The organism is Streptomyces sp. NPDC001157, assembly GCF_053598255.1.
Genome location: NZ_JBSFJW010000010.1, coordinates 25451 through 51083, shown reverse-complemented (window position 1 = coordinate 51083; position 25633 = coordinate 25451). Strand labels below are relative to the sequence as shown.

Annotated in this window: 27 protein-coding genes; 12 read left to right on the top strand and 15 right to left on the bottom strand. The window is 71.5% G+C overall.

Features of this window, described 5'->3' with window-relative positions; translation table 11 throughout:
- Positions 1-104 precede the first annotated feature (104 nt).
- The gene (locus ACWDAG_RS19885; protein ID WP_450696899.1) at positions 105-1331 is read left to right on the top strand and encodes a glycoside hydrolase family 26 protein; all 1227 of its coding nucleotides are present in this window, start codon (positions 105-107) and stop codon (positions 1329-1331) included.
- A gap of 18 nt (positions 1332-1349) precedes the next feature.
- On the opposite strand, the gene ACWDAG_RS19880 is transcribed toward ACWDAG_RS19885, so the two are convergent.
- From ACWDAG_RS19880 to ACWDAG_RS19845, 8 genes are read right to left on the bottom strand one after another with little or no spacing between them, the layout of a single operon-like run.
- Positions 1350-2462: a GNAT family N-acetyltransferase gene (locus tag ACWDAG_RS19880; RefSeq protein ID WP_450696898.1), complete on the bottom strand. Its 1113-nt coding sequence runs from the start codon at positions 2460-2462 to the stop codon at positions 1350-1352.
- Positions 2459-3133, bottom strand: a complete 675-nt coding sequence (locus ACWDAG_RS19875) for a lipopolysaccharide biosynthesis protein (protein WP_450696897.1) — start codon at positions 3131-3133, stop codon at positions 2459-2461. Before ACWDAG_RS19875 ends, ACWDAG_RS19880 begins: the two co-directional genes overlap by 4 nt.
- Entirely contained in the window at positions 3130-4272 is a 1143-nt protein-coding gene (locus ACWDAG_RS19870) for a glycosyltransferase (RefSeq protein ID WP_450696896.1), read from the bottom strand. Before ACWDAG_RS19870 ends, ACWDAG_RS19875 begins: the two co-directional genes overlap by 4 nt.
- On the bottom strand, positions 4269-5060 hold the full coding sequence (locus ACWDAG_RS19865; RefSeq protein ID WP_450696895.1) for a polysaccharide deacetylase family protein: 792 nt from the start codon (positions 5058-5060) through the stop codon (positions 4269-4271). The genes ACWDAG_RS19870 and ACWDAG_RS19865 overlap by 4 nt, the downstream gene beginning before the upstream one ends.
- On the bottom strand, positions 5050-6735 hold the full coding sequence (locus ACWDAG_RS19860; RefSeq protein WP_450696894.1) for a lipid II flippase MurJ: 1686 nt from the start codon (positions 6733-6735) through the stop codon (positions 5050-5052). The genes ACWDAG_RS19865 and ACWDAG_RS19860 overlap by 11 nt, the downstream gene beginning before the upstream one ends.
- Positions 6732-8216: an O-antigen ligase family protein gene (locus ACWDAG_RS19855; protein ID WP_450696893.1), complete on the bottom strand. Its 1485-nt coding sequence runs from the start codon at positions 8214-8216 to the stop codon at positions 6732-6734. The genes ACWDAG_RS19860 and ACWDAG_RS19855 overlap by 4 nt, the downstream gene beginning before the upstream one ends.
- Positions 8217-8222: 6 nt before the next feature.
- Positions 8223-9686: an exopolysaccharide biosynthesis polyprenyl glycosylphosphotransferase gene (locus ACWDAG_RS19850; protein ID WP_450696892.1), complete on the bottom strand. Its 1464-nt coding sequence runs from the start codon at positions 9684-9686 to the stop codon at positions 8223-8225.
- Positions 9687-9706: 20 nt separating this feature from the next.
- Positions 9707-10843 carry a glycosyltransferase gene (locus ACWDAG_RS19845; RefSeq protein ID WP_450696891.1) on the bottom strand — a complete coding sequence of 379 codons (1137 nt, stop codon included), beginning with the start codon at positions 10841-10843 and terminating at the stop codon, positions 9707-9709.
- A 324-nt stretch (positions 10844-11167) separates the two neighbouring features.
- Here ACWDAG_RS19845 and ACWDAG_RS19840 point away from each other — a divergent pair, with 324 nt between their 5' ends.
- Complete coding sequence (locus ACWDAG_RS19840) at positions 11168-11497, top strand: hypothetical protein (RefSeq protein ID WP_450696890.1); 330 nt, start codon at positions 11168-11170, stop codon at positions 11495-11497.
- A 400-nt stretch (positions 11498-11897) separates the two neighbouring features.
- On the opposite strand, the gene ACWDAG_RS19835 is transcribed toward ACWDAG_RS19840, so the two are convergent.
- The 4 genes from ACWDAG_RS19835 to ACWDAG_RS19820 form a co-directional block, all read right to left on the bottom strand.
- Entirely contained in the window at positions 11898-12218 is a 321-nt protein-coding gene (locus ACWDAG_RS19835) for a hypothetical protein (RefSeq protein ID WP_450696889.1), read from the bottom strand.
- Positions 12219-12277: 59 nt separating this feature from the next.
- The gene (locus tag ACWDAG_RS19830) at positions 12278-12595 is read right to left on the bottom strand and encodes a hypothetical protein (RefSeq protein ID WP_115908088.1); all 318 of its coding nucleotides are present in this window, start codon (positions 12593-12595) and stop codon (positions 12278-12280) included.
- Between the two features lie 62 nt (positions 12596-12657).
- On the bottom strand, positions 12658-12978 hold the full coding sequence (locus ACWDAG_RS19825; RefSeq protein ID WP_450696888.1) for a hypothetical protein: 321 nt from the start codon (positions 12976-12978) through the stop codon (positions 12658-12660).
- 306 nt (positions 12979-13284) lie between these two features.
- Positions 13285-13680 carry a hypothetical protein gene (locus ACWDAG_RS19820; RefSeq protein ID WP_450696887.1) on the bottom strand — a complete coding sequence of 132 codons (396 nt, stop codon included), beginning with the start codon at positions 13678-13680 and terminating at the stop codon, positions 13285-13287.
- Between the two features lie 279 nt (positions 13681-13959).
- Here ACWDAG_RS19820 and ACWDAG_RS19815 point away from each other — a divergent pair, with 279 nt between their 5' ends.
- From ACWDAG_RS19815 to ACWDAG_RS19800, 4 genes are all read left to right on the top strand, one after another.
- Positions 13960-14694, top strand: coding sequence for a glycoside hydrolase family 16 protein (locus ACWDAG_RS19815; protein ID WP_450696886.1), 735 nt, complete (start codon positions 13960-13962; stop codon positions 14692-14694).
- Between the two features lie 21 nt (positions 14695-14715).
- Positions 14716-15186 (top strand): hypothetical protein, encoded by a 471-nt coding sequence (locus tag ACWDAG_RS19810; protein WP_450696885.1) that lies wholly within the window; start codon positions 14716-14718, stop codon positions 15184-15186.
- A 323-nt stretch (positions 15187-15509) separates the two neighbouring features.
- Positions 15510-15974, top strand: coding sequence for a tyrosinase family oxidase copper chaperone (locus ACWDAG_RS19805; RefSeq protein ID WP_450696884.1), 465 nt, complete (start codon positions 15510-15512; stop codon positions 15972-15974).
- A complete protein-coding gene (locus ACWDAG_RS19800) occupies positions 15958-16830 on the top strand; it encodes a tyrosinase family protein (protein ID WP_450696883.1) in 873 nt (290 codons plus the stop codon). Before ACWDAG_RS19805 ends, ACWDAG_RS19800 begins: the two co-directional genes overlap by 17 nt.
- Before the next feature lie 25 nt (positions 16831-16855).
- Here the strand turns inward: ACWDAG_RS19800 and ACWDAG_RS19795 are convergent, their stop codons facing one another.
- Complete coding sequence (locus ACWDAG_RS19795) at positions 16856-17815, bottom strand: D-2-hydroxyacid dehydrogenase family protein (RefSeq protein WP_450696882.1); 960 nt, start codon at positions 17813-17815, stop codon at positions 16856-16858.
- Positions 17816-17997: 182 nt separating this feature from the next.
- Here ACWDAG_RS19795 and ACWDAG_RS19790 point away from each other — a divergent pair, with 182 nt between their 5' ends.
- From ACWDAG_RS19790 to ACWDAG_RS19770, 5 genes are all read left to right on the top strand, one after another.
- Complete coding sequence (locus ACWDAG_RS19790) at positions 17998-18276, top strand: hypothetical protein (protein ID WP_450696881.1); 279 nt, start codon at positions 17998-18000, stop codon at positions 18274-18276.
- A 42-nt stretch (positions 18277-18318) separates the two neighbouring features.
- Complete coding sequence (locus tag ACWDAG_RS19785) at positions 18319-18681, top strand: ArsR/SmtB family transcription factor (RefSeq protein WP_450696880.1); 363 nt, start codon at positions 18319-18321, stop codon at positions 18679-18681.
- Positions 18674-21313, top strand: a complete 2640-nt coding sequence (gene mgtA, locus ACWDAG_RS19780; RefSeq protein WP_450696879.1) for a magnesium-translocating P-type ATPase — start codon at positions 18674-18676, stop codon at positions 21311-21313. Before ACWDAG_RS19785 ends, mgtA begins: the two co-directional genes overlap by 8 nt.
- 33 nt (positions 21314-21346) lie before the next feature.
- A complete protein-coding gene (gene tatA / locus ACWDAG_RS19775; protein WP_450696878.1) occupies positions 21347-21640 on the top strand; it encodes a Sec-independent protein translocase subunit TatA in 294 nt (97 codons plus the stop codon).
- Positions 21641-21895: 255 nt separating this feature from the next.
- Positions 21896-23524: an LCP family protein gene (locus ACWDAG_RS19770; protein WP_450696877.1), complete on the top strand. Its 1629-nt coding sequence runs from the start codon at positions 21896-21898 to the stop codon at positions 23522-23524.
- Positions 23525-23589: 65 nt separating this feature from the next.
- Here ACWDAG_RS19770 and ACWDAG_RS19765 read toward each other — a convergent pair whose 3' ends face one another.
- Positions 23590-23988, bottom strand: coding sequence for a winged helix-turn-helix transcriptional regulator (locus ACWDAG_RS19765; protein WP_450696876.1), 399 nt, complete (start codon positions 23986-23988; stop codon positions 23590-23592).
- Positions 23989-24065: 77 nt separating this feature from the next.
- Here ACWDAG_RS19765 and ACWDAG_RS19760 point away from each other — a divergent pair, with 77 nt between their 5' ends.
- The gene (locus ACWDAG_RS19760; RefSeq protein ID WP_450696875.1) at positions 24066-24989 is read left to right on the top strand and encodes a zinc-binding dehydrogenase; all 924 of its coding nucleotides are present in this window, start codon (positions 24066-24068) and stop codon (positions 24987-24989) included.
- 145 nt (positions 24990-25134) lie between these two features.
- Here ACWDAG_RS19760 and ACWDAG_RS19755 read toward each other — a convergent pair whose 3' ends face one another.
- Complete coding sequence (locus ACWDAG_RS19755) at positions 25135-25563, bottom strand: VOC family protein (protein ID WP_450696874.1); 429 nt, start codon at positions 25561-25563, stop codon at positions 25135-25137.
- Positions 25564-25633: the final 70 nt, after the last annotated feature.

The window sequence follows — 25633 nt, the reverse complement described above, 5'->3', positions numbered from 1 at the left end:
ACTCGTGCGGGTGATCCGCGGCCAACCGTCTGACTCAAGTGACGCAATTAAGTGATATATGACTATGTGTCATTAATGTGCGGAATTGCGGCAAAGGAGGATGAATGACCCCTCATCGCCGCCGGTCCGCCCACAGGCGACTGGCGATTGTCACCGTCGCAGCGCTCGCGTCAGCCGCGCTCGCCTGGGGCCCGGCCTCCCCGGCCGACGCCGCGCGGCCTCCCGGCCCGCCCGGTCCGCCCAACGGCGACGCGCGCGCCTATTCGGTGGCGGACGTGCGCCGTGCCGCGTTCGGCGCGTTCATCGACTCCGAGCCCGAAGGGCTGGTGCGCCTCAGAGAGTTCAGCGGCTGGCTGGGCGGCACCGAACTGCGCGTGGGGCACACCTATCTGCCGGGCGACGTGTGGGAGAACATCGAGGGCGGCTACGGCTTCCTCGACAGCTGGGCCAAGTGGCGGCTGGCCAAGCCCGACCGGCTGCTCGTGCTCAACGTCCCGCTGATGGAGCACAACGAGGCGCAGGTCTCCGACATCGCCGTCGCACGGCTGCTGCGCCGCGCCGCGGCCGGCGAGTTCGACGCCCACTTCCGGAAGCTGGCGCAGCGCCTGGTCACCCTGGGCGCGACGGACACGGTCCTCGTGCTCGGCTGGGAGATGAACGGCGTCACGTACACCCACCGCTGCGGCCCCGACCCGGAGGACTGGATCCGGTACTGGCGGCGCATCGTCACCGTCATGCGCTCGGTTCCCGGCCAGAAGTTCAGGTTCGACTTCGCCCCGAACCGGGGCGAGGACGCGATTCCGTGGCCGAAGTGCTATCCCGGCGACGACTTCGTCGACATCGTCGGCATGGACTCGTACGACCAGCCGCACGGTATGTCGTTCGACGAGCAGGTGTCGGAGCCCTACGGCCTGCAGTTCCACGTGGACTTCGCGCGCCGGCACCACAAGCCGATCTCGTATCCGGAGTGGGGTCTGTTCCGCAACGGCGACGACGTCACGTACATGCTGCGCATGCTCGCCTGGATGGACGAGCACAAGCCGCTGTACAACACGATCACGGACTACTGCCCGCACGGTGTGTGGCTGTGCACCGACAACCCCCGGGCCGCCGCCACCTACCATGCGGTGCTGGCCAGCTCCGTCCTGCCGGAGCCGACGCCATTGCCCGTCGTGCCCGTCCCGCCCGCGCCCGTGATCCCCGTGCCACCGGAGCCGACACCGGTGCCGCTGCCGACGCCGGTGCCCCCGCCCCCACCGCCGATGGTGGCCACACCGCAGGTGCCCACGCCGCCCCTGACTCCGCAGATCCCGCCCGCCCCCTCGCCCTGAGGACGGCGCCACCAGTCGCTACCAGTGGTCCTTGGAGTCGGGGACCATGCGCCGGACCGACTTGGCCCCGCACCGGGCGGCGGCCGCGCAGACGGTGGCCGCCAGCAGCGGCGCCGTGCGCCGCCCGGCCAGCAGGAAACGCTGGTTGTAGACCGTGTCGGGGCACCAGCGGTACTTGTGCGGCTCGTCGCCGCGCATCAGGCTCAGCACCCGGCCCTCCTCGGCGGACGCGACATGCTCGGTGGACGCGCGCAGCAGCATCGTCGCCACGTCCACCTTGCGCTCCCGCAGCCCCGGGTGGAAGCCGTACATGTAGTCGCCCAGCAGCCTTGCCGACAGCAGATGCAGATTGACCGCCACCACCGCGCCCTCAAGCAGGAACTCCGTCACCGTGGCCTGCCCGGAGCGGGTCATCGGGACCACCGACCGCACCAGGTGCTCCAGGAACTGCGGCCGGGTGTGCTCCGGTGTCATCTTCTTGCCCTGCCACTGCAGCCGATGCAGCTCCAGCAGCCGCCGCAGGGCGGTCTCCGTCTCGTCGTGGCTGACGACCCGCCACTCGACGCCGAGTCGGCCGAGCTTGTTCACTTTGTTGCGCACCCGCTGGGCGCGCGTCGGCGGCAGCCGCTTGACCAGCTCGTTCATGGGTACGGCGGGCAGTTCCAGGCACGTCGAGTCGCGCAGCCGGCGGCGCGGACCGCGCCAGCGGCCGTACACCTGCTCCACCGCGCTGCCCGGCCGGACCTCCCGGAAGTCGATCAGCGCGGTGCGGGCCGCGTCGGCCAGCGCGTCCGCCAGTGCCCGGCTGCCGTCCTCGGCCTCCTTCTCGTCGAGCAGTACGTCGCAGAAGTCGGAGATCGCGCCGCCGATGGGCACCAGCTTCGGCAGTGGCCGCCGCACCCGCATCAGCGGTGCGGCGGCCACCAGTTCACCGCCCCGGCGCACCAGGAACAGCCGCAGCCCGTCGGGTGTGCCGTACGAGAGCCACCAGGAGTGCAGCCAGGCGTGGCTCTGGAAGGGTGTCGCCGACGGGCAGGCATCGTGCAGCCGTCCCCATTCCCCGGCCAGCGCGGCGAACGTGCCCTCGTCGGTGCACAGTTCCACCGAGAGCGTATGGCCGGACGCGGTCATCCGAGGGTCCCGCGGGCGTCCGCGGCGAGGGTCGGGGCGGGTACGGTCGCCTGTCCCGGGCCGTCGTCGTCCGCCGCCCGCCGTGGCCGTGCCAGCAGGGCGAGGCCGCCCAGCAGACCGCCGGCGCACGTGCCCACGAGCGAGGTCAGCTTCCAGGACGCGGACGACGGCTGGGCGGGTCGCATCGCGCGGGCGAGCGGTTCGAGCCGGATGCCGGTGCCGGCCTTGGTGTGGGCCGCCTGTGTGACCAGCGCGCCGGACACGGCGTTGGCGATGTCCGCGGCCTGGGCGGGTCTCGACGAGGTCGCCGAGACCGAGACCATCGGTGCGTCCGGCGAGGTCGCGACCTGCACGCTCTTGCGCAGGAACGCGGCCGGTACGCCCGCCGCGACCTGCGCGTCCCCGAGCACCGCGAGCTGCGGGGCCACCCGGCCGTACGCCTGCGCGAAGCCGAGCGCGTCGGCGCAGTCGACGTCGGACCGGCCGCCTGCCGCCACGGCGACGACGGAGCTCGTCGCCGTGTACTGCGGCGGCTTCACCAGTCCGTACGTGCCGCCGGCCACGGCACCGAGCAGCGCGCCGGCCGGCAGCAGCCACCACGAGGGCAGCCGCTTCACGCGGGCGCGCTCACGGCGCGACAGGCGGGCACGCTGAACGGGGTTGTCGGTCATGGAGAACTCACTTCCAGGGTCGAGCCGGCCAGGGCGGCCGTGTAGACATCCATCAACTGCCGGGCGCTGCACGCGATGTCGTAGCGGTGCACGGCGTCCGGGGCGGATCGCTCGCCGGGCCGCGCCGCCCGCAGCCGCAGCAGCTCCCGTACGTAGGCCCCGGTGCCACCGGTGACACGCCGGGCGCCGGGTGCCGCGTCCGGCGGCAGGTCCTCGACGGCGGGGCAGCTCGCGTACAGCACGGGCAGCCCGGCCGCCAGCGCCTCCACCACGGCCAGCCCGAAGGCCTCCTGCGTGGACGGCGAGGCGAGCACGTCCATCGCGGACAGCAGGTCGACCAGACCGGGCGCGTCGTCACGGGGACCGGGCAGATACGGCCGCTCGCCCGTCAGCACCACCCGGTCCGCGACCCCCAGCGCCCGCGCGGTGCGCCGCAGCACCGTCTCCTCGGGCCCGCCGCCCACCAGCAGCAGTCGTACGTCACCGGGCAGCCGGGACAGGGCGCGCAGCAGCAGGTCGAAGCGTTTGCCCGGGGTGAGGCGGCCCACCCCGCCGACGACGAATGCGTCCTCGGGCAGCCCGTAGTGCATCCGGGCCTCCTTGCGGGCCACCTCGTCGAAGCGGAACCGGGCCGCGTCGATGCCGTTCGGGATGACGCGGATGCGTGCCCCGGGCACGCCCCAGTGGCGCAGCCGCTCGGCCACCGTCGGCGAGACGGCGACCGTGGCGCGGCCCAGGCGCTCGCCGGCCAGGTACAGGCCGCGGACGCCCGCGGTGAGCGGACGGCCCTCCAGCGCGGTGTCGCCGATCGAGTGCTCGGTGGCCACGACGGCCCTCACTCCCGCGAGCCGCGCGGCGATCCGGCCGTAGAGACAGGCCCGGTACAGGTGGGTGTGGACGAGGTCGTAGCCGCCCGCGCGGATCAGCCGGGTGAGGCGGGGCAGCGCGGCGACATCGCGGTTGCCGCCCATGCCGAGGTGGATGACGCGGACGCCGTCGGCGGCCAGGCCCGCGGCGACCGGGCCGGGGTTGGTCAGGGTCACCACGTCGCACTGCGCGGGAAGGTGACGCAGCAACAGGCGCAGCTGCTGTTCGGCTCCGCCGACGCCGAGGCCGGTGATGATGTGCAGGGCCCTCACACGGCCTCCACGGAGCGGCCGAAGAACCGGGCCAGGCGTCGCTTCAGCTCCAGCCGTACGGCGGTGTCGATCTCACCGACGTGGATGCGGGGCAGCGCGAAGTCGCCGCAGCCGTCCGGACCGGGGGTGATCGCGCAGGCGTAGCGGTAGCCGGCCATCCGCACGGCGGCGGCTACGCGCTCGTCGAGATACCCGTACGGGTAGCAGAAGCCCTCCACGTCGCCGCCGGTGATCCCGGCGAGCAGATGACGGCTGTCGTTGACCTCGGAGTGCAGCACCGCGTCCGTGGCCTTGGTCAGGTCCAGGTGGGTCAGACCGTGCGAGGCGATCTCCATGCCCGCGGCCACGGCACGGCGGATGCCGTCCACGTCGAGCAGCGGCTTGCGCGGTCCGAGCGGCTCCCAGGCGTTCTCCCCGCCGAGCCGCCCCGGCAGCACGAACACGGTCGCCGTGAAACCCCAACGGCACAGCACCGGCAGCGCGTCGCCCGCGAAGTCGGCGTATCCGTCGTCGAAGGTGAGACCCACCAGGCCCCGCTCGGTGCCACGGGCGCGCGCCGCGAGCAGTTCCCGCATGCTGACCCCGCGCAGGCCCCGGCTCGACATCCAGGCGAACTGGCGGTCGAGGCGGCGGGGGGTGACGGTGACGTTGTACGGGTCGTCCGGGCAGTCCGAGACGGAGTGATACATGGCCACCCAGACGGCGGGACCCCGCTTGGACCGTCTTCTCGCGGACGATCTGGGATCCGGTTCGGCCTTGCGCGGTGCAGCGGAGACGTCAGCGACCATGACCCAGCTTTCGTGTGACGGAATGACGGAGTGACTGCGCGACGGGAAGCAGAAGAGACCGGGCGTCCGCCGCGTCGAGGACCCAGGCCAGCAGCAGGAAGACGACGCTCACACAGACGCAGCAGGCGGCGACGGCCGCCGCGGGCGAGGTGAACAGCCCCGCGACCAGCAGCCCGGCCCCGGTGGCGCACACGGCCGCGCACACCGGCCGGACGAGTTCGGCGACGACCCGGCGCACCCGCACCGGCACATTGCGCGGCCCCAGGCCGTGCAGCATGAGCAGCGCGGTGAGGGTGATACCGGTCGCGTTGGCCGCGGCGATGCCGCAGGCACCCCAGGGCCGTACGGCCCAGGCGCCGATGACGACGGTGGCGAGCGCGCCCACCCCCATCGCGCCCAGCGGGAACCAGGTGGTGCGGCCGGCCGCGAAGTACGACCGCACGAGCGCCCCGACCAGCGTCTGCCCGAGCAGCCCGGCCGCGTACACCCGCATCACGGCGGCGGTCGCGGCGGTGTCCTGCGCGGTGAACGCCCCGCGCTGGAAGAGGAGTTGGACGATCTGCGGCGCGCAGGCCACGACCACCGCGGCGCCGAGCAGAACGAGACAGGCCATCAGCAGCACGTCCCGCTCGACCCGGTCCCGGGCCCGCCGGGTGTCGCCCTCGGCGATGGCCTGCGCCACCACCGGGAAGGTGACGACGCACACCATCATGGACAGCGACATCGGCAACTGGGCGACCTTCTGGGCGTAGTTGAGGTGCGAGATCGCGCCGGCGGGCAGAGCGGACGCGAAGTGCCGCTCGATGAGGACCTGCGACTGCCGGCACAGAGCGAACAGCAGCACCGCACAGACCAGGCCCGGCGCGAGCGGCCGCTCCCCGTCGTCCTCGTACGTGCGGTCGTTCCGGCCGGGCCGCCCCGCGATCCGCCGCGCCAGCGACGGAGTCTGTACGGCGACCATGAGGCACCCGCCGAGGGCGACCCCGAGAGCGGCGGACCGCACGCCCCAGTGCACACCGAGGACGAACATCGTCGAGATGATCGCGACGTTGTACGCGATGTAGATCGCGCCGGGCGCGAGATACGAACGGTGGGCGCGCAGCGCGGCACTGCAGTACCCGGCAAGACCGAAGCTCAGCACACAGGTCGCGGTCAGCCGCGTGCAGGAGATCGCGAGCGCCGGGTCGGGCAGACCGGGCGCGAGGGCGGAGACCAGCAGGGGCGCCCCGGCCACGAGCGCGGCGGCCGCGGCGGCGAACGCCAGGCACAGCCGCGGCAGCGAGCCCGCGACCAGGGCGCGCACCGGGTCGGGTGTGCTGTTGCCGAGCGTCCGCCGGGCCAGCGCCACGCTGAACGCGGGCACCAGCACGAACGCCATGCCCTCTTCGATCAGCAGGGTCGCCGCCAGTTCGGGCACGGTCCAGGCCACCAGGAACGCGTCGGTCTCCGCACCGGCACCGAAGAGATGCGCGAGCGCCTGATCCCGCGCCAGCCCGAGCACCGCCCCGGCCATGGACAGCGCCGCGGACAGCAGCGTCGCCCGAGCCAGAAAGCGCGCCGAGGGGGCGTCCGCGTGCCGGGCGGCGGACGCGCCGGGGCGGCCGTCCACAGGGAGCGCGCCGTCCAGGTCGGCCGCGTCGTGGGCGCCCGCGGTCCTCGCGGGTCCGGGATTCACCGCGGGTCCGATTCCGCGGCGGGGCCCGCAGGGTCCGGCGAAGTCTGCGGCGGCACGGCATCGCCCCAAAGGGGCGCGGGGCTGTGTCGATCTGCGGCTCCGCCGCGGGGCGCGACCAGCCACGACGTCGCGGCAGACGGCCGACGACACCCCGCCCCGCGGCGGGGCCGCAGTTCCGCAAAGCCGGCGGAGCCAACCCCCAGCGACCACCAGGCGACGACCCCGAAGCAGACCCCCGTCAGCGTGGTCGAGGGACCCCCGATGTCGGAGTACAGAAAGTTCACCAGCTGCCACAGCAACAGCCCGCACGCCGCGAGCGCACAGTCCCGGGCCTGCGGCACCCGCCGCAACCGCCGCAGCGCGCACACCAGAAGAGCCAGCCAGCTGCCCGCGACCGTGACCAGCCCCAACAGGCCCTGCTCGCTCAGGAGCAGCATGTACATGTTGTGCGGGGAGAGCAGAGGCTGGCGCCGGAAGGCCTGGCCGTCGCCCTCCGTGTCGCTGCCCGACGACAGCGCGAGCGAGGCGTGGGAGTCCCGGTAGGCGGGAAAGGCCTTCAGGCCGACGCCCCGCACCGGGTGCTCGTCCCACATGTCGACGGAGGCCGCCCACATGGTGTAGCGGTCGATGACCGACTGGTCCGGTGCGTCGGCGACCTGGGTGATGCTGGTCAGCCGCTCCTGCAGCACCGAGCCGCCCACGCCGAACCCGCCCACCAGCACCACCGCGGCCGCTGCCACCGCCGCGAACACCTTCAGCGCCCGCCGCACCCCGGCCAGCAGCAGCTGCGCCCCGCAGGTCACGGCCGTGGCGATCCAGGACCCCCGGCTGAAGGACAGCGCGAGCGGCACGAGCAGCGCCAGCGCACACACGGCCGCCACCACCCGCTGCCGCCGCGCACCCGTCCCGAGCGCGAGCCCGGTCAGCACCACCACACCGGACGCGACGACGGCCGCCATCCCCATCACGTCGTGCGGCCCGAACGTGCCCACCGCCCGGATATAGGCCCCCTGGTACGAGGCTCCGGTTCCGGTCAGGTACTGCTTCACCCCGACCGCCCCCTGCCACAGCGCGAGACCGGCCAGCCCCCAGAGCACCAGCCGGGCATCGCGCCGGTCGCGCACCAGCAGCACCATCGCGAGCGGCACCAGCACGAACACCTGGAGGTAGCGGGCCAGTCCGGTGACCGCGTCGCCGGCCGTCACCGCGCCGGTCGCGGACACCGCGATGCCCACCACGGGCAGTCCGAGCACGACCGCCGCCGTCCGCGTCAGCGGGCGCCGCGTCAGTCGTACGGCGCGTACCGCGGCCCACAGCAGGACCAGCCCGCAGGCCAGGTCGGCGGGGGTGGCACCGCTGTCCGTCTCGGCCGGCAGTCCCATGAGGGCGAACACCGCCAGGACGGGCAGCACGGGAGCGGCCCGGTGCAGCGCGGGCAGCGGCCACGCGAGCGGTACGGAGGCCGCCGAGGGAGTGCTCACCCGCGCTCAGCTCCCCGTCGGCCGTACGAACAGGACCGCCGTACGCACCAGGATGCAGATGTCCTGCCACAGCGACCAGTTGTCGATGTAGGCGTTGTCGAAGCGGCACCGGTCCTCGATGGAGGTGTCGCCGCGCAGCCCGTGGATCTGGGCGAGCCCGGTGATCCCGGTCGGCATCCGATGACGCTCCCGGTAGCCCGGGTAGGTCTGGCTGAACTTGGCGACGAAATACGGCCGTTCGGGCCGCGGACCGACCAGGCTCATGTCCCCGCGGCAGACGTTCCACAGCTGTGGCAGCTCGTCGAGCGAGGTGCGACGCAGGAACTGGCAGAAGCGGCTCATCTCCTGCTCGTTCGCCACGCTCCAGCGGGTCGCCGCCTCGTGCGCGCTGGCCGGCCGGTGGGTGCGGAACTTCAGCAGGGTGAACGGTCGCCCGTCCTTGCCGATCCGCTCCTGCCGGAACAGCACGCCCGGCCCGTCCATGACCCGCAGCACCGCCGCGCACACCAGCAGCACCGGGCAGACCAGCAGCAGCAGCGAGCCCGACAGCACCGCGTCGAGCACCCGCTTGCCCACGCCGACCCGCCGCCGTCCGCGCCCCGGGCACAGCAGCCTGCGCGGGAAACCCGCCAGATGCCCCGCCCCTTCACGCCGCCCGCCGAGGCCGTACGAGGGCGCGTCCGCGTCCAGTTCCCACACCACGCAGCCGTACGCGGCGAGATCCCGCAGCAGAGCGGTCTTCTCCTCCCGGGTGGCGGCGCCCACGACGAGCACCGTCTCCACGCCGTTCTGGATGACCGCCCGACGCGCCGCCTGATCCGTGGTCAGCAGCGGCAGCTCGGGACCCTCACCGGAGCGGGCGAGGACGTCGAGGCCGACGCCGACCACGCCCACCGGCCGCACTCCGCAGCCCGGCTGGCGCAGCAACGCGGCCGCGACCTTCCGGGCCACCGCGACCGGGCCGACCACCAGCGCGGGATCGGGCAGGCGCCGCCGCGCCCGCCGTCCGTGCACCGCCGCGCGGCCCGCACAGGCCGCCGCGCACTGCACGGCGAACGCGCCGGCCAGTACGGCCGGCGGGAGCGGCCGCAGCGGAGAGAGGACCCCGACGGCCGCCCAGCCGACGGCGATCCGTCCGCTGACGGCGGGAAGCTCGTCGAGCACACCGCGCACGAGGGAGCTGTCGTACAGACGGGCCCGCCGGTTCAGCCCGATCACCCCCAGCACCAGCAGGGCGACGACCAGCGGATACCTCGCGGCCCCGGGCACGACCAGGACCCCCAGCAGAGCGGCACCGCCGTCGACGAGCGGCAGGGTCATCCAGAAGGCCCGCCGCGGCCTGCTCTCTCTCCGTCCGGCGGGCAGTCGACGTCCGGCTGCGGGGCCGCGCGGGGCGAGAACGGAGACAGAGCGCTCTGCCGCCCGCGGCTGCTGCCCCGTACGAGGGGGAACGGTACTTTCCGCAGTCATCAGGTGATGCACTTCCTGCTCTAGTTGGGTACGGCGGCCGGCGCGACAACGACGCCGAGCGGTTCGCCGAGCAATTCGCGGTACACGTCGGTCACGGCGTCCGCCGCCTGCCGCAGGTCGTGAGCGGCGAGCACATGCCGGCGGCCCTGCGCGCCCAGCGCCGTGCGCAGCGGCTCGTCCCGCAGCAACGCCGTCAGCGCCCCCGCCAGCGCACCGGGGTCCTCCGGCGGCACCAGGCAGTACGGCAGCTGCTCGGGCGGCAGGCTCTCGCGCGCCCCGTCCACGTCGGTGACCACGACCGGCCGGGCGCACGCCATCGCCTCCAGCGGGGCGAGCGCCATGCCCTCCCAGCGGGACGGCAGGACCACGACGTCGGCGGCCCGGTACCAGGGGGCCGCGTCGGGCGCGGCGCCGGCGAACACCACCGAACCGGGGGCACGGCAGCGCAGCCGGTCCGCGTCCGGGCCCTCGCCGACCAGCACCAGCCGGGCCCCGGCCACCTGCCGTTCCACCTCGGGCCAGGCGCGCAGCAGCACGTCCTGTCCCTTCTGGCGGCACAGCCGGCCCACGCACACGACGAGCGGCCCCGGCCCGGACCACGAGACGTCCCCCTCCGGCCGGAACCTGAGCGTGTCCACACCGTTGGGGACCACCCGCCATGGGGCGCTGATCCCGCACCGCTCCCCGGTCCGCCGCTCCGCCTCGCTGACGCACACGACGCGCGTCGCCCACCGCGCCCCCGACCGCTCCCAGCCCAGCGCCAGACGCGCGACGACTCCCTCGGCGGCCTCGAACGACCAGGCGTGCGGCTGAAAGACGGTCGGGAGAGCGCCGCGTACGGCCAACCGGGCCACGAGTCCCGCCTTCGCGCTGTGCGCGTGCACCAGCTGCGGCCGCACCTCGCGCAGGATCCGCGTCAACCGCCGTACCTCGCCCGGAAGTCGGTGCCCCGGCGAGCGGGTCGCGTCCCAGCGGAGCACCGTGCAGCCCGGCGCGCGCAGAGCGTCCGTCAGCATGCCGCCCTCCGGACAGGCCACGGTCACCCGCAGCCCCGCGGCGAGCTGAGCCGCCACCAGGTCCGCCACGACCCGCGCGACACCGCCCTCGACGGGCTGGGTGACATGCAGGACGTGCGGCACGCGTGGGGAAAAACGCATGGGACAGGATGCCCTTCCGAACAAAAGAGTCCGAGCCGGGGCCAGGACGTGCGGCTCGTGCTTCTTGATATAAAAACCCGCACCCGTTCGAGAGCGTGAGGTTCGTTGTTCAACCGGCATCGCTGAAATCACGAGGTGAGTCACTCTAGCCGCTCAACCGTATTTATCTGCGAACCGGTCATCTGTGTCGGAATGGTGGCGTTTCCATGAGCTATTTGTCGCCCCGGATCACCCATTTGGAGTTACGCCAACGGCAACAGGGTTTCCCGGAAGCCGCACCCTCGTTAGGCCGCTCGAAGACGACTTACGAAAGAAAGGCACACGATGAAGACTCTGAAGGCTGCCGCCGTCGTAGCCGGTTCCCTCGCCATTGCCGGTGTCGCCGTGCCCGCCGGCGCGGCGGACATGCCGGCCGCGGGCCTCGTGGACAGCGGGAAGACGGTCGCGAGTGGCGTCCCCACGGCAGCCAAGGTGTCGACGGGCTTCGTGGGCGACAACGTCGGCCAGGTGGCGCAGAGTGTGAAGGACAGCGTCAAGGGCAGCATGAAGGAGGCGGGCATGAAGGGCCCCGTCGTCGGTGGCACCCTGCCGAACCCCGCCCTGCCGGCGACCGCCGACAGCAAGCTGCTGGGCGGGCTTCCGGTCGGCAAGTAGCCGGCCCAGGAAGGCACGGCGACAACCTCGCCGCCCATGCGATCCACGATTCGGGTCGGCTCCGCATTCCTCGGAGTCGGCCCTTCGGCATATGCGTCCGCACCTCGCGCATTGGGCCAAACGATGGATTCGGGGTGACCGCAGGCGCCGGGGCGCCGTTGTGCTCATTGGAATGACCCGGTGGAGCGCCTTTCCCTCCTTGTTGGCGCGCTCTTCGGCGGCCTCCTCCTGATCGCGGGGCCTGTCTGCTGCAGATGCAGACAGGCCCCGCGGGCATGTGTGGCGCCCGGAAAGAAGCCGAAAGAGCAGAGCAGGGAAAAGAGCACCGAAAAGCAGAGTACGGAAAAGCCGACGGCGGCCCACCGGAGTTCCGGAGGACCGCCATCGAGTGAAGTACGACTCAGAAGAGCAGGCCGCCCGCGTACGGGGCGTTCTGCGACTGGTCGACGGCCGCCGTGTTGCACGCGGCGTAGTGCGAGTTCGGAGCCACGATGCCACCGAGGACGGCACCGTTGGACCACGGAGCGATGCAGCGCCCGTCGATCAGCGAGCCGTTGACGACGGCGATGCCCTGCTGGGGCTGGTTCACGACGATCGGGGACTGCGAGAAGCCGTTGCCGCCGGTGACGGTGGTGTTGGAGTCGTCGGCCGCGGCGGCGCCACCGGCCGCGAGCACGAGGCCCGCGGCGAGGGCGGTAATGACCGTAACCTTGTTACGCATGGGATGCGCCTTTCGGTGGGGCGGTTGGGATTTCCGTGCTCCGAATTGCTCGGAGCAGGTCAGAAGAGCAGCCCGCCCGCGTACGGGGCGTTCTGCGACTGGTCGATCTTCGCCGTGTTGCATGCGGCGTAGTGCGAGTTCGGGGCCGCGACGCCGCCGAGCACAGAACCGTTGGACCACGGCGCGACGCAACGGAGGTCGGCGACCGAGCCGTTGACGACGGCAACGCCCTGCTGGGGAGCGTTGACGACGACCGGGGACGACGAGAAGCCGCCACCACCCGAGACGTCGGTGCAGTCCTCGGCCGCGGCAGTGCCGGCCGCCGCGAGGACGAGACCCGCGGCGAGGGCGGAAATGGCCGAAACCTTGTTACGCATGAGATGCGCCTTTCCGGGCTGTTTTGGGTGTTGCACCTGCTCCGAGTTACTCGGCACAGGGGTCAGAAGAGCAGGCCGCCCGCGTACGGAGCGTTCTGCGACTGGTCGATGGCCGCCGTGTTGCACGCCGCGTAGTGCGAATTCGGGGCCGCGACGCCGCCGAGCACGGACCCGTTGGACCACGGGGCGATGCAACGGCCGTCAATGAGCGTCCCGTTGACTACCAGAACGCCCTGCTGAGGGGCGTTCACGACGACCGGCGACTCCGCAAAGCCGCTGCCGCCCTTGACGGTGGTGGTGTTGTCGTTGGCCGAGGCGAAACCGACGCTGCTGACCATAGCGCCGAGGGTGAGGGCAGTGATGACCGCGAACTTCCTGGGCAACTTAGTTCCTTCCTCAATTCACGGTTGCGCACGCTTGCATACCAGGAAACCTTGATATGCGCGTATAAGTCACGGGACGGGCGCCTAAACAAGGTTTATTCCGTCGGATGGCGCAATGCCGCAGGTTCCTGGGGGTCGGACCGGAATGGATCCGGAATCCGTATGGCGTAAATGAACGACAATCCCAAAAGGGGACGTGTGTTGACATGGGTCCGGCCCACCGGAGGGGAGAGGGCCGGTGGGCCGGGCAAATGCTTCGTATGCGGGCTTTCGCCGGTACGGCCGGCTCCTACGGTTTCCGTCTCGTCACTTGCTGAGCAGGGTCCCCAGGCCGGCGGAGGTCGGGGCCTGCAGCGGGTGGACCTGAACGACGCCGTTTCCGGCCGGGTTCTTCACCGGAATCGTGGGCTTCTTGGAAGCGTTCGGGTCCATGCCGTCGAGGTAGACGCCCGAGACTCCCGGCGTCTTCTGCTTGTCGAAGGCGCTGCCGTTGGCGAGTTTGCCGTTGCGGGCCAGTCGCGACACGACGTCGGCCGCGGGCACGACCGCCGGGGTCACCTTGGTCGGGGACATGAGACCGAGCAGGCCGCCCGACGAGGCCGGTGCGGCCGGTGGGGTGGCGGCCGACGCCGCGACGGCGGACCCACCCACGAGGCCCGCGCCGATGGCCAACGCCGCAGTGGTGAAAATTGCCTTCTTCATGATTCACCTCGGTTTGAAAGTTACCTCTGATCCGACGGCTGGAGAACATAGCAGTCCAAGCCCTCCGTAAAAGCGATGCGTTACTCCATACGCATGAAAGTCAGAGGGGTGAACAATGCTTTGCTTACGGTGTCGTCAAAGGGATTCACATGGTCGGTGAATCAATTGATCGTATGGTGGGTGCGGTTTCGACCGGATGGGTAGTGTGAAAGAGGAATTCCAGCGGTGCAGCCGCTGCTTCGGCCGGGGCGGCCGCTTCGCGGCCCTACCCTCACCGCCATGACCGCCGACAGCGCCCAGCCCATGCCGACCGCGTCCCCTGCCATCGCCACCGGCAGGTCGCTCACCTGGTCGGAGGAGTTCGACGCCCCCATCGCCTGGGGGACCAAATGGGTCGGCGACAGAACCAGCGCCTACCGCTACGGCAACCACAATCCGGACGACAACAAGCTCGACTGGCTCAGCCCCGGCTGTGTGACCGTCTCCGAAGGCGTGGCCACGTTCACCGCCACCCCGGCCGGCCACACCCTCGAGAACGGCCGGAAGGCCTGGCACACCGGACTGCTCACCACCGAGTACTCCGCCGAGGGCTTCCAGGTGCGGACCGGTGACTACGCCGAGACCCGGGTCAGACTGCCGTCCGGGGCCGGCGCCTGGCCGGCGCTGTGGACCTGGAAGGACGGCGGGAACGAGATCGACTCCTTCGAGTACCACCCGGACAACCCGCACCTGCTGGAGCTGTCCAACCACGTCAACCACGCCTGCGCGTATCACACGGATGCCGACACGATCGCCCCGGACGAGTGGGTGACCATCGGCAGTTGTTACGGCGAGCACTCCGTCGACTGGTACGTCAACGGCGAACGGGTCTTCCGTGACGGCGCCGGAGTGGGTGCCGACTGGTCGGCGTACCTGATCCTCAATCTGTCGCTGAGCGCCGGCCAGTACCATCCGGCCCCCTCCGGTCCGGGCCCGCTCACCTTCGCCGTCGACCATCTTCGCGTCTACCGCTGAGTGTTCTCGAAAGGAGCCCCCATGCGTGCACTGCCCGCACGGCGTTTCGCGTCCGTCGCTCTCTGCGCCGCCCTCCTGGTCGGCATCGCCACTCCGGCCGCCGTGGCGGCACAGGAACGTACCCGCACGTCGTTCCGCGGACCCGTCCCCGGGGCGGACGAGCTGCTCCCGCAGGTCAAGAAGCTCGGCGATCTCGGCGGTGTGCTCACTCCGGTCGCCAGACTGCTCAACGCCGTACTGAAGGCCGACGGCGGCCAACTGTCCGTCGCGGAGGCGCAGAAGCTCGGCGACGCAGTGAAGGACGCCATCGCCAAGGTCACCCCCGTGAAGACCAAGGCGGTCAAAGGTGACGCGCTCACCGCTCTGAAGAAGGCGGTCGACGCCCTGGTCTCGGCCGCCACCTCCGGCGACGCCGACAAGGTCCCCCCGGCCGTCAGCGGCATGGTGACCGCCCTGACCAAGGTCCTCGCCGCGGCGACGACGGCCGGGTGAACCTCGCCGGGCCGTCGATCACCAGGGTGAGAGGGCAGCGGGCCGTTCGTCGGCCCGTCGACAGGGCCGCGCGATGACCTCAACCCCGACCGAGACGCTCCCCTTCCGGAGTGGCTCGCGGTGGCCGGCGCCGAGCAGACCCTGGGGGCCGTCGCGCACGTGCTTCTGTCGGCCCTCGCTCCGCCCTGAGTGCGTCGTCGGCATGCCGAGCCTGACCCGTTGGTGGGATTTCTGGACGATCTGACGCACCGGCTCCGCCGACGTTCCGTGTGGGCACAGCATCGTATGGACGTACTGGTGTTGATCCTATGAAGGAGCGAGCCGTGGTCGTCAGTGCCCGTGGAGTACCGATGGGTGGGGAGCAGCGGGCGAGGGATGCGACAAGGCGCCGGGTGCTCGCCTCCGTCGCCGCTCTCGCCCTTGCGCCCGTCCTCGTCGCCTCGCGCGTCCCGCGGCGTGCCGCCGGCTCCGAGGGTGCGGCGGAGTCGGCCTTCGACGAGATCTACCGCGGCCGGCGCATCCGGGGCGCCCTGGTCACCGCCACCGGACCCCGCGCCGGGGGCCACGCGTGGCAGGTCACCGTGGACGGCCGCCCGCTGCATCTGATGCGTCGCTCCGACGGCACCTGGCTGAGCATGGTCAACCACTACAACTCGTACCCGACCTCGCTGGAGGCGACCCGGGCGGCCGTCGACGAACTCGGCCCCGGGCAGCGGCTGCGCGACCTGGCCCCGGGCCCGCTCGGCGGGCCCATGCACAAGGGGGAAGAGCATGGCGTACGTGCGTAAGGACGTGAGCAGGCTGACCCCCGACGAGCGGCGGCGGTTCGTCAACGCGCTGCTCCAGATCAAATGGCGAGGAGAGTACGACGAGTTCGTGCGCATCCACATCGCGTACTACACCTCCGACGGTGAGAGAGGGCTGCGTTCCGCCCACATGGGGCCGTCCTTCCTGCCCTGGCACCGCCGGTTCCTGCTGGACCTGGAGCGGGCGCTGCAACGGGTCGACGAGTCGGTGACGGTGCCGTACTGGGACTGGACGCGGGACCGTTCGACGGTGTCCGTGCCCTGGACCGACGACCTTCTCGGCGGCAACGGGCGCCCGTACGACCGCCAGGTCGTCACCGGGCCGTTCGCCTATGCGCAGGGCTACTGGCCCATCAGGGAGGGGATCATCGACGCCGTGTTCCTCACCCGGGACCTCGGCCGCGCCCACGACCCCATCGAGCTGCCGACGGAGGAGGAACTCGAGACGGCGCTCGCCGACCCGGTCTACGACACCGAGCCCTGGGACTCCACCTGCGAGGAGGGGTTCCGCAACAAGCTGGAGGGGTGGGGGACCGGGGAGGACGGCGCCGCCCTGCACAATCACAACCTCGTCCACCGCTGGGTCGGCGGTGCCATGGTCGGCGGCGCCTCCGTCAACGACCCCGTGTTCTGGCTGCACCACGCCTTCGTGGACCTGCAGTGGACCCGCTGGCAGGAACGGCACCGGAACGGCGCACCGTACTATCTGCCGACCTATCCGCCCGGCCCCCGCAGCGGGCAGCGCGGGCGCATCGTCGCCCGGCACGAGCCGATGCCGCCGTGGAGCGTGACGCCGGACGAGATGGAGGACGTGAGCCAGATCTATCGGTACGCCTGACCGTGCCCCGCGGGAGCTGCTCGTCTCAGCTCAGTCGGCGTACCGGTGACCCGTCCAGGAAGGCCTGGATGTCCTCCACCGCCTCCCGGTAGTACGTCTCGTAGTTCGCCCGCGACACATAGCCGAGGTGGGGTGTGGCGAGCAGCCGGGGAGCCGTGCGCATCGGGTGGTCGGCGGGGAGGGGCTCGATGTCGAAGACGTCGATGCCCGCGCCTGCGACACGGCCCTCGTGCAGGGCGGCGAGCAGGGCGTCCTGGTCGACGATCGCGGCGCGGGAGGTGTTGATCAGATAGGCGGTGGGCTTGAGGAGGGCGAGTTCGGCGGGGCCGAGCAGGCCGCGGGTGCGCTCGCTCAGGGCCAGGTGGACTGAGACGTAGTCGCTGTCGGCCAGCAACTCCTCCTTGGAGGAGGCGAGTTCGACGCCCACCTCGTCGGCGTACTCCTTGGTGAGGTTCTGGCTCCAGGCGCTGACGTGCATGCCGAAGGCGGTGCCGACCCGGGCGACCCGGCTGCCGATCTTGCCCAGGCCGAGCAGTCCCAGGCGGCGGCCGTGCAGGTCGGCGCCCACCGTCTGCTGCCAGGGGCCGCCGGAACGCAGGGAGTTGCTCTCCTCGACGATGCCGCGGGCGAGGCCGAGGAGCAGGGCCCAGGTCAGTTCGACCGGCGGCGTCGAGGTGCTCGCCGTGCCGCACACGGTGATGCCCTGCGCCTCGGCGGCGGCGTGGTCGATGACGCTGTTGCGCATGCCGGAGGCGACGAGCAGCTTCAGCCGGGGCAGGCGGGTGAGCAGTTCGGCCGGGAAGGCGACGCGTTCGCGCAGGGTGACGACGATGTCGAAGTCGCTCAGGGCGGAAGCGAGTGCGTCCTCGGTGTCGAAGTGTTCGCAGAAGCTGACGGCATCCACACGGTCGGCCACGGGTGACCAGTCGGCGAGCTCCGTCGCCACCTGCTGGTAGTCGTCGAGCACAGCGCAGCGCAGCCGCACGGCGGGTCCCTTTCGTCGGCGGGGTGGGGTGGCAGGGCGTGATCAGCAAATGGTCGCGCATGAGCGGATCCGCGAGCCAGTCGAGCACGTGTAGATCAAATAAGCCTTTAAAGATTGCGCAAGCCGTGAACCATTACACTCGCCACTCCATGCCGCGGGCGTCCATCCATCGGGGGAGATACATGCGGTTCGTGTGCGTGCGAGCGATGCTCGTCACCGGTGTGCCGGCCGCTGCCGCGGCCGTGTTCCTGTTCCTCGGCTTCGGCGTGGACGCCTTCGCCGGTCGGCCCTACGTCGGACAGGGGCTGATCACGGCGGGGCTGATCGCCGGGGCGGTGGCCGCCGGGACGGCGGTCGGCGATGTCGCCTGGTTCCTGATGGCGGCCCGCGGCCGTTCCGAGCCGGACGACTGTGCGGCAACCGGTGGTGAGACGGAGGTCCGGGCACAGCCGGACACCTAGACTGGACCGAGCGTGACGACCGGGGTGGGACGGGAGAGGACTGTGGCGGCAGACATCGGTGGCTTCGAGGATCCGTCCGCCGAGGTACTGGCGGAGGCGGCCGCCGCCTTCGGACTGCTGGCCTCCTCGGCCCGGCTGCATCTCGTGTGGGCGCTGGCGCAGGGCGAGAGCGATGTCACCCACCTCGCCGACCGGGTGGGCGGGGCCCTGCCCGCGGTCAGCCAGCACCTGGCGAAGCTGAAGCTCGCGGGGCTCGTGCGGTCCCGGCGGGAGGGGCGGCGGCAGATCTACTTCGTCGACGATCCCGATGTCGTGACCGTGGTCTGGGTGATGGTGGGGCAACTGGCCGCGCGTGCCGACGGGGCGTCCGCTTCCGTGCACACGCTGCGCGGGGCCGGTGGCTGACACCACCGCGGCCCCGGAACCGGACCCCGGGGCGCTCGTTTCCGCGGGAAAACCGGGACCGGTCGCCGACGCGGGCTCGGGATCGGATCCTGCGACGCTGCTGCAGACCCTGCGGCGCCTCGACAGCGGGCCGCGGGGTCTGACGGAGGCGCAGGCGGAGGAGCGGCAGGCCCGCTTCGGGGCCAACACGCTGCCGACGCATAGGGAAGCGTCCTGGCCGAGGGTGCTGCTGCGCAGCCTGCGCGATCCGTTCACCGCGGTACTGCTGTGCCTCGGGCTGGTGTCGGCGGCCGTCGCCTCCTGGGGCACCGCCTGTGTGATCCTCCTGCTGGTCGCCGTGAGCTGTCTGCTGCGGGCGTCCGGGGAGCACCGGGCCGGCCGGTCCATGGCCGCACTGCGCGCTCTGGTCGCCACCACCGCCACCGTCCTGCGCCGCGCCGGAGAGGATCTGCCGCCGGACGCCCGGGAGATTCCGGTGGACGAGCTGGTGCCGGGCGATGTGATCCGGCTCGGCCCCGGCGACCTGGTCCCCGCCGACGTACGACTGCTGCGTGCGCAGGGCCTGACCGTGCATCAGGCCGTGCTCACGGGCGAGTCGGCCCCCGTGGTGAAGGATGCCGCCGACGGATCGGGCGGGTCGGGCGGCGGTGTCTTCGACCGGCCCGAGCTCTGCTTCCAGGGCAGCAGTGTCGCGGCCGGGAGTGCCACCGCGGTCGTCGTGGCGACCGGAGCGCGGACCCGGTTCGCCGCGGCGCACGGCCGCGGCGACGTCCGGCCCGAGGCCAGTGCCTTCGACCGCTCCGTGCACGGCATCTCCTGGATCCTCATCCGGTTCATGCTGCTGACCCCGCCGCTGGTCCTGATGGCCAATGCCGCGCTGCGCGACCGCGGTCTGGAGACGCTGCCGTTCGCGGTGGCGGTGGCGGTGGGGCTGACGCCGGAGATGCTGCCGGTCATCGTCACCCTGTGCCTCGCCCGCGGCGCCTCGCTGCTGGCCCGCGCCCACGGAGTGATCGTCAAGCGGCTGCCCGCGCTGCACGACCTCGGCGCCGTCGACGTGCTGTGCCTCGACAAGACCGGCACCCTCACCCAGGACCGGCCGGTCCTCCACCGTGCCCTCGGTCCGGACGGCCGGGACGACCCCGAGGTGCTGCGCTGGGCCGCGGTGAACGCCTGGTGGACCCTGCAGCTGGCCGACCTGCCCGCCCCGGACGCCCTCGACGACGCGGTCCTGGACGCGGCCGACGAGGACGACGTCATGGCGTACGACGGGGTGGCGGCCCTTCCGTTCGATCCGCTGCGGCGCCTGGCGACCGCCGTCGTGCGCACACCGGGACGCCTTGGCACGCACACCCTGGTCGTCAAGGGGGCCGCCGAGGCCGTCCTGGAGCGTTGCGTACTGGAGGACGACGAACGCGGGGAACTGCTCGCGCTCGCGGCGCGGCACGCGGACGACGGGCTGCGGGTGCTGGCCGTCGCCACCGGCGACCGGCCCGCCCGCACTCGCGCGTACACGGCCGCCGACGAACGCGGCCTGGACTTCGAGGGCTTCGTCACCTTCAAGGACGCGCTCGCTCCCACCGCCGCCGAAGCGCTCAAGGCCCTCGCCGACCGGGGTGTCACCGTCCGGATCCTCACCGGCGACCACCCGGGCACCGCCGTCCGCGCCTGCCGCGACCTGGGCATCGCCGTGCCGCCGGACGGCGTCCTCACCGCCGACGGCATCGACGGGCTCACCGACGCCGAACTGGCCACGGCCGCCGCCCGCACCGTCGTCCTCGCCCGCTGCACCCCCGAGCACAAGGCCCGCTTCGCCGCCGCCGTGCGGGCCGGCGGGCACACCGTCGGCTATCTCGGCGACGGGGTCAACGACCTGCCCGCGCTGCGTGCGGCCGACGTGGGCATCGCACCGCGCGACGCGGTGGCCGTCGCCCGGGAGAGCGCCGACGTGGTCCTGGCCGACAAGGACCTCACCGCGATCGACCACACCATCGCGGCCGGGCGGTACTCGGGCGGCAACATCGCCACGTATCTGCGCATCACCCTCTCCTCCAACCTCGGCAACGTCCTCGCGATGCTCGCGGCGGGCCTCCTGCTGCCCTTCCTGCCGATGCTGCCGGCCCAGGTGCTGGCGCAGAACCTGTGCTTCGACGCCGCGCAGCTCGCCTTCGCGCACGACCGGCCGCATCCGTCGGTGCTGCGCCGTCCGACCCTGCTGCGCCCGCGCGACCTGCTGCGCTTCATCATCGGCTTCGGCGTCCTCAACGCCGTCGCCGACCTGGCCACCTTCGGCGTGCTGGAGCTCGCCCTGCGCGGACCCGAGGGGCTGGACGACCAGGCGGTGTTCCACTCCGGCTGGTTCACCGAGAACCTGCTCACCCAGGCCCTGGTGATGGTGCTGCTGCGCACGGGGCGCCTCGCGGCGGGGCGGGGACCCGGGCCGATCGGCTGGGCGGCGGGCGCGCTGGCCGCCGTAGGGCTGCTGCTGCCGGTCTCTCCGCTCGGCTCGCTGCTCGGGCTGACCCCGCTGCCGCTCCTCTACTACCTGCTGCTGGCCGCTGTTCTCGCGCTGTACACCGTCGGGCTGATGGCTGTCAGAAGGGCACCTTGGTTGTACAGTTGCGCAACGTAGCAACCGTGTGAGAAGTGAGAAGGGGTGGGCGGGATGCTCCGCAACGGACTGGAACCCTGGCACCTGCTGGTCGTGGCAATCGTCATCATCGTGCTCTTCGGCTCGAAGAAGCTGCCCGAGGCCGCCCGCGGTCTTGGCAAGTCCATGCGCATCCTCAAGAGCGAGGCGAAGGCGATGAAGGAGGACGGTGCCGGCCCGGCTCCCGCCGCCCAGCCCCGGTCCGACACCGCGCCGCCGTCCGACGCCACGGCCGCCCGCGTCATCCAGTCCTCCCCGGGTGACGCAGCATCGGCCCGTCCGGTGTCCGAGGACAGCACGGTTCGCTGAACCGGAGAGACGCGCCGGTACGGCGTACCGGCCCGGTGCAGGTGGCAGGTGTGACGCAGCCCACCTGCGAACTGGATAACGCTTGCTATATTGCGCAATCAACCAAGCCGAGGGGTGCGCCGTGGCGCCGCCGGTTGGCGTCGGCCACAGCGTAGGGAGTGGGAGTTGAGCGACCCCTGGGGCGGAAACCGTGGCCATGCGGCCACCCGAGATCGTTCAGCAAGCGTTCCCCGTCAGCGCGAGTCCGATGACGGCATGTCCCGCCCGCCGCACGGGGGCCGGGCGGCCGCCCGGCAGGCGCAACGTTCCCGCGGGCGCGGCACGGGCCGCCGGGCCAAGCCCGTCGCCCGGCGCAAACGGATCGCCCGCATAGCCCTGTTCACGGTGGCGGCGCTGATCCTGGTCACCGCCGGAGCCGGTGCCTGGCTGTACGAGCATCTGAACGGCAACATCAAGAGCGTCGCGATCGACGACGGTGCCGGCGGGCAAGAGAAGGCCGACGCCTTCGGGCGGACCCCGATCAACATCCTGGTGATCGGCTCCGACGGCCGGAACAACGCGGCCGACTGCAAACTGGGCGGCGGCTGCGGCTCGGCGAGTGCGACCGTCGGGCACAACGCGGACGTGGAGATGGTGGTGCATGTCTCCGCCGACCGCTCCAACGCCACCGTGATGAGCGTCCCGCGCGACACCATGACGCACGTCCCGGCCTGCAAGGACCCGGACTCCAGTCAGTCGACGGCCGGCTACTACGGGCAGATCAACAGCGCGCTGCAGTACGGCGCTGCCTGCCAGGTCAAAACCATTCACCAGCTCACCGGCATCACCATCGACCACTTCGTGATGCTCGACTTCGCCGGCGTGGTGAAGATGTCCGACGCGGTCGGCGGTGTGTCGGTGTGCGTCAGCGACAACGTCTACGACACCTACTCCCATCTGAAGCTCGCCAAGGGCACCCACACCCTCCAGGGCGATGCGGCGCTGGAGTTCGTCCGCTCCCGGCACGGCTTCGGCGACGGCAGCGACCTGGGCCGTACCGTCTCCCAGCACCTCTTCCTCAGCGCCATGATCCGCAAGTTCAAGAGCGCGGGGACCCTCACGGACCCGGGCAAGGTGTACTCCCTGGCGGACGCCGCCACCAAGGCGCTGACCGTGGACACCGGACTGGGCAGCGTCACCAGGCTCGTGGACCTGGCGACCGATCTGAACAAGGTCCCGTCCAAGCGGATGACGTTCACCACGATGCAGACCGCGGCCGACCCGACCAACGCCAACCGGGTCGTGCCCGCGGCCTCCGCGAAGTCGCTGTTCGCGACCATCGCGAACGACCAGTCCCTGACCTCGGGCAGCGGCACGAAGAAGCCGTCCTCTGCCTCCCCGTCCGCGTCGGCGGCGGCCACCGTGCCGGCCTCCGAGGTCGCCGTACAGGTCGAGAACGGCACCACCACCGGCGGACGCGCCTCCCTGATCGCGCAGGCCCTCCTCAGCAAGGGCTTCAGCTCGAACACCACCACGGGCAACGCCCCCGCGCAGTCGTCGAGGACGACGATCACCTACGGCCCCGGGCAGCAGGCCGAGGCCCAGACGGCGGCCTCCGCCCTCGGACTGCCCGCCTCGCACCTCACCCAAGGCAGCAGCAGCGGCGTGGTCCTCGTCATCGGCAGCGACTGGCCGAGCGGCACGGCGTACGGCTCCTCGGGCGGCTCGTCGGCCGCCCCCGCCGACACCCACGCCGCGGTCGCCGACGCGCACGCCCAGACCGCCGACAAGGCCAAGACCTGCGCGAAGGTCAGCCCCTACAGGACGGTGCAGATCAACGGGGTGCCGATGACGCCGACCCAGGCGTACGCCGCGGCGAGGAACAAGGAGGACTCGGCGCCGTGATCGATCCCCTCAGGGGGGCCGGAGGCGTGGCGCGGCCAAGGTGAGGCGCGGGCCGTCCGGCCGGTTCAGTCGGTGTCGGGTCTCTGCTCCGCCGCGGGGTCATAGGCGGCGCGGGCTTCGGCGATGGCGGACCGGTGCCGCTCGGCCCAGCCGACCAGCCCGGTCAGCGAAGCGTGGAGCTCCTGGGCCATGGGGGTGAGGCTGTACTCGACTTTGGGCGGCACGGTCGGATACACGGTGCGCACGAGTAGTCCGTCCCGCTCCAGCCGGCGCAGGTTGAGGGTGAGCATCCGTCGGCTGATGCCATGGATGGCGCGTTCGAGTTCGGTGAAGCGGACCGGGCCGTGGGCGGCGGCGATCAGGATCCCGATGCTCCACTTGCCCGCCACGCGGTCGAGCACCTCGGTGACCGGACAGGCTTCGTCTCTGAGCGCTTCGGTAACACGGGTGTGACTGCGTGACATGAAAGTGCCTCCTTCCGATGACCGGCAAGGTTATCGATGATGACTGCTGTTACAAGTCGTCAACCAAGGGGGAAGACATGTCTGTTCGTGCTCTCGTCGTCGATCCGTCCGCATCCGCGGCCGTCCGCCTCGCCGAGGTTCCCGACCCCGTGCCCGGACCGGGCCAGGTACTGGTGGACGTCTCCCACGCGTCGTTGAACTACGGCGACCTCAACGACGCCCGCTCCGGGCGCATCCCGGTGGGCGCGGTGCTCGGTTCGGACGCCGCCGGAGTGGTCGTCCAGGCCGCAGCCGACGGGACCGGCCCGGCGGTGGGCACCCGGGTGGTGGCGCTGACCGCGGGAGCGTTCGCCGAGCGCGTGGCGATCGACGTGGGTGCGCTCGCCGAAGTGCCGAAGGGTCTGGATCCGGCGCAGGCGGCGGCTCTGCCGGTCGCCGGAGTGGCGGCACTGCGCTCGCTGCGGGCCGCGGGACTCGGGCCGGACAAAAGGGTGTTGGTCACCGGGGCCTCCGGCGGGGTCGGCCGGTTCGCGGTCCAGCTGGCGGCACGAGCCGGTGCACACGTGATCGCGTCGGTGGGCTCGGCAGCCCGTGGAGAGGGGTTGACCGAGGCCGGCGCCGACGAGGTGCTGATCGGACTGGAGGGACTGAATCGACCGGTCGACGTGGTCATCGACAGCGTCGGCGGCCCTCAGCTGGTCGCGGCATGGAACCTGCTCGCTCCCGGGGGCAGCGTGCAGAGCGTCGGCTGGACTTCCGGGGAGCCGGCGGTCTTTCCGCCGTATGCGACCGTCGGCCCCGCCAAGTCGCTGAACTCCTTCGTCATCGAGGGCGATGCCGGCGCGGACCTGGCCGTTCTCGCCGAGCTGGCCGCCGAGGGGTTCCTCAGGGTCGAGATCGGCTGGCAGGGGTCCTGGGACCGCTTCGACGAGGCAGCCGAGGCCCTCCGCGGGCGCCGTGTCTTCGGGAAAGCGGTCATGGCGCTGGGAAGCCGGCTCTGACCGGCAAAAACGCCCTCCCGGAGGAGGGTGGAGACGGTGCGCCCCGGCTGCTGTCATTTCCGGGGGACCTTTGGTTGATCACCGCCCCTCCCTCGTGCCTTCACCCCGGCGCATGGGGGCAAGGCGAAGGCATGTTCGCGGCCCCTCAGTCGATACAGAACTCGTTGCCCTCGATGTCCAGCATCGGGATGCACGCATCATCGCCGTCATACAGCGTGCGCACGTGCACCGCACCGAGTGGGACCAGTCGTGCGCATTCCGTCTCGAGTGCGGCGAGGCGCTCTTCACCCACGAGGCCGGTGCCGACCCGCACATCAAGATGCACCCGGTTCTTCGCGGCCTTCCCCTCGGGGACACGCTGGAAGTACAGCCGCGGGCCCACATCTGAGGGATCGACGCAGGCGAACCAGGAATCCCGCTGCTCAGGTGGCTGCGAGCGCTTGAAATCGTCCCAAGTGGCAAACCCCGCCGGTGGCGGCGGTATGACGTAGCCCAGCACCTCGCACCAGAAACGAGCGAGCCGCTCAGGTTCTGCGCAGTCGAAGGTGACTTGGAACTTCTTGATCGGTGTCATCGGGTAACTGTATGGGCACGTGCCGACACCGAGACTCCGGGCGCCATTTTCGTGTTCCGTGCGGATCGAG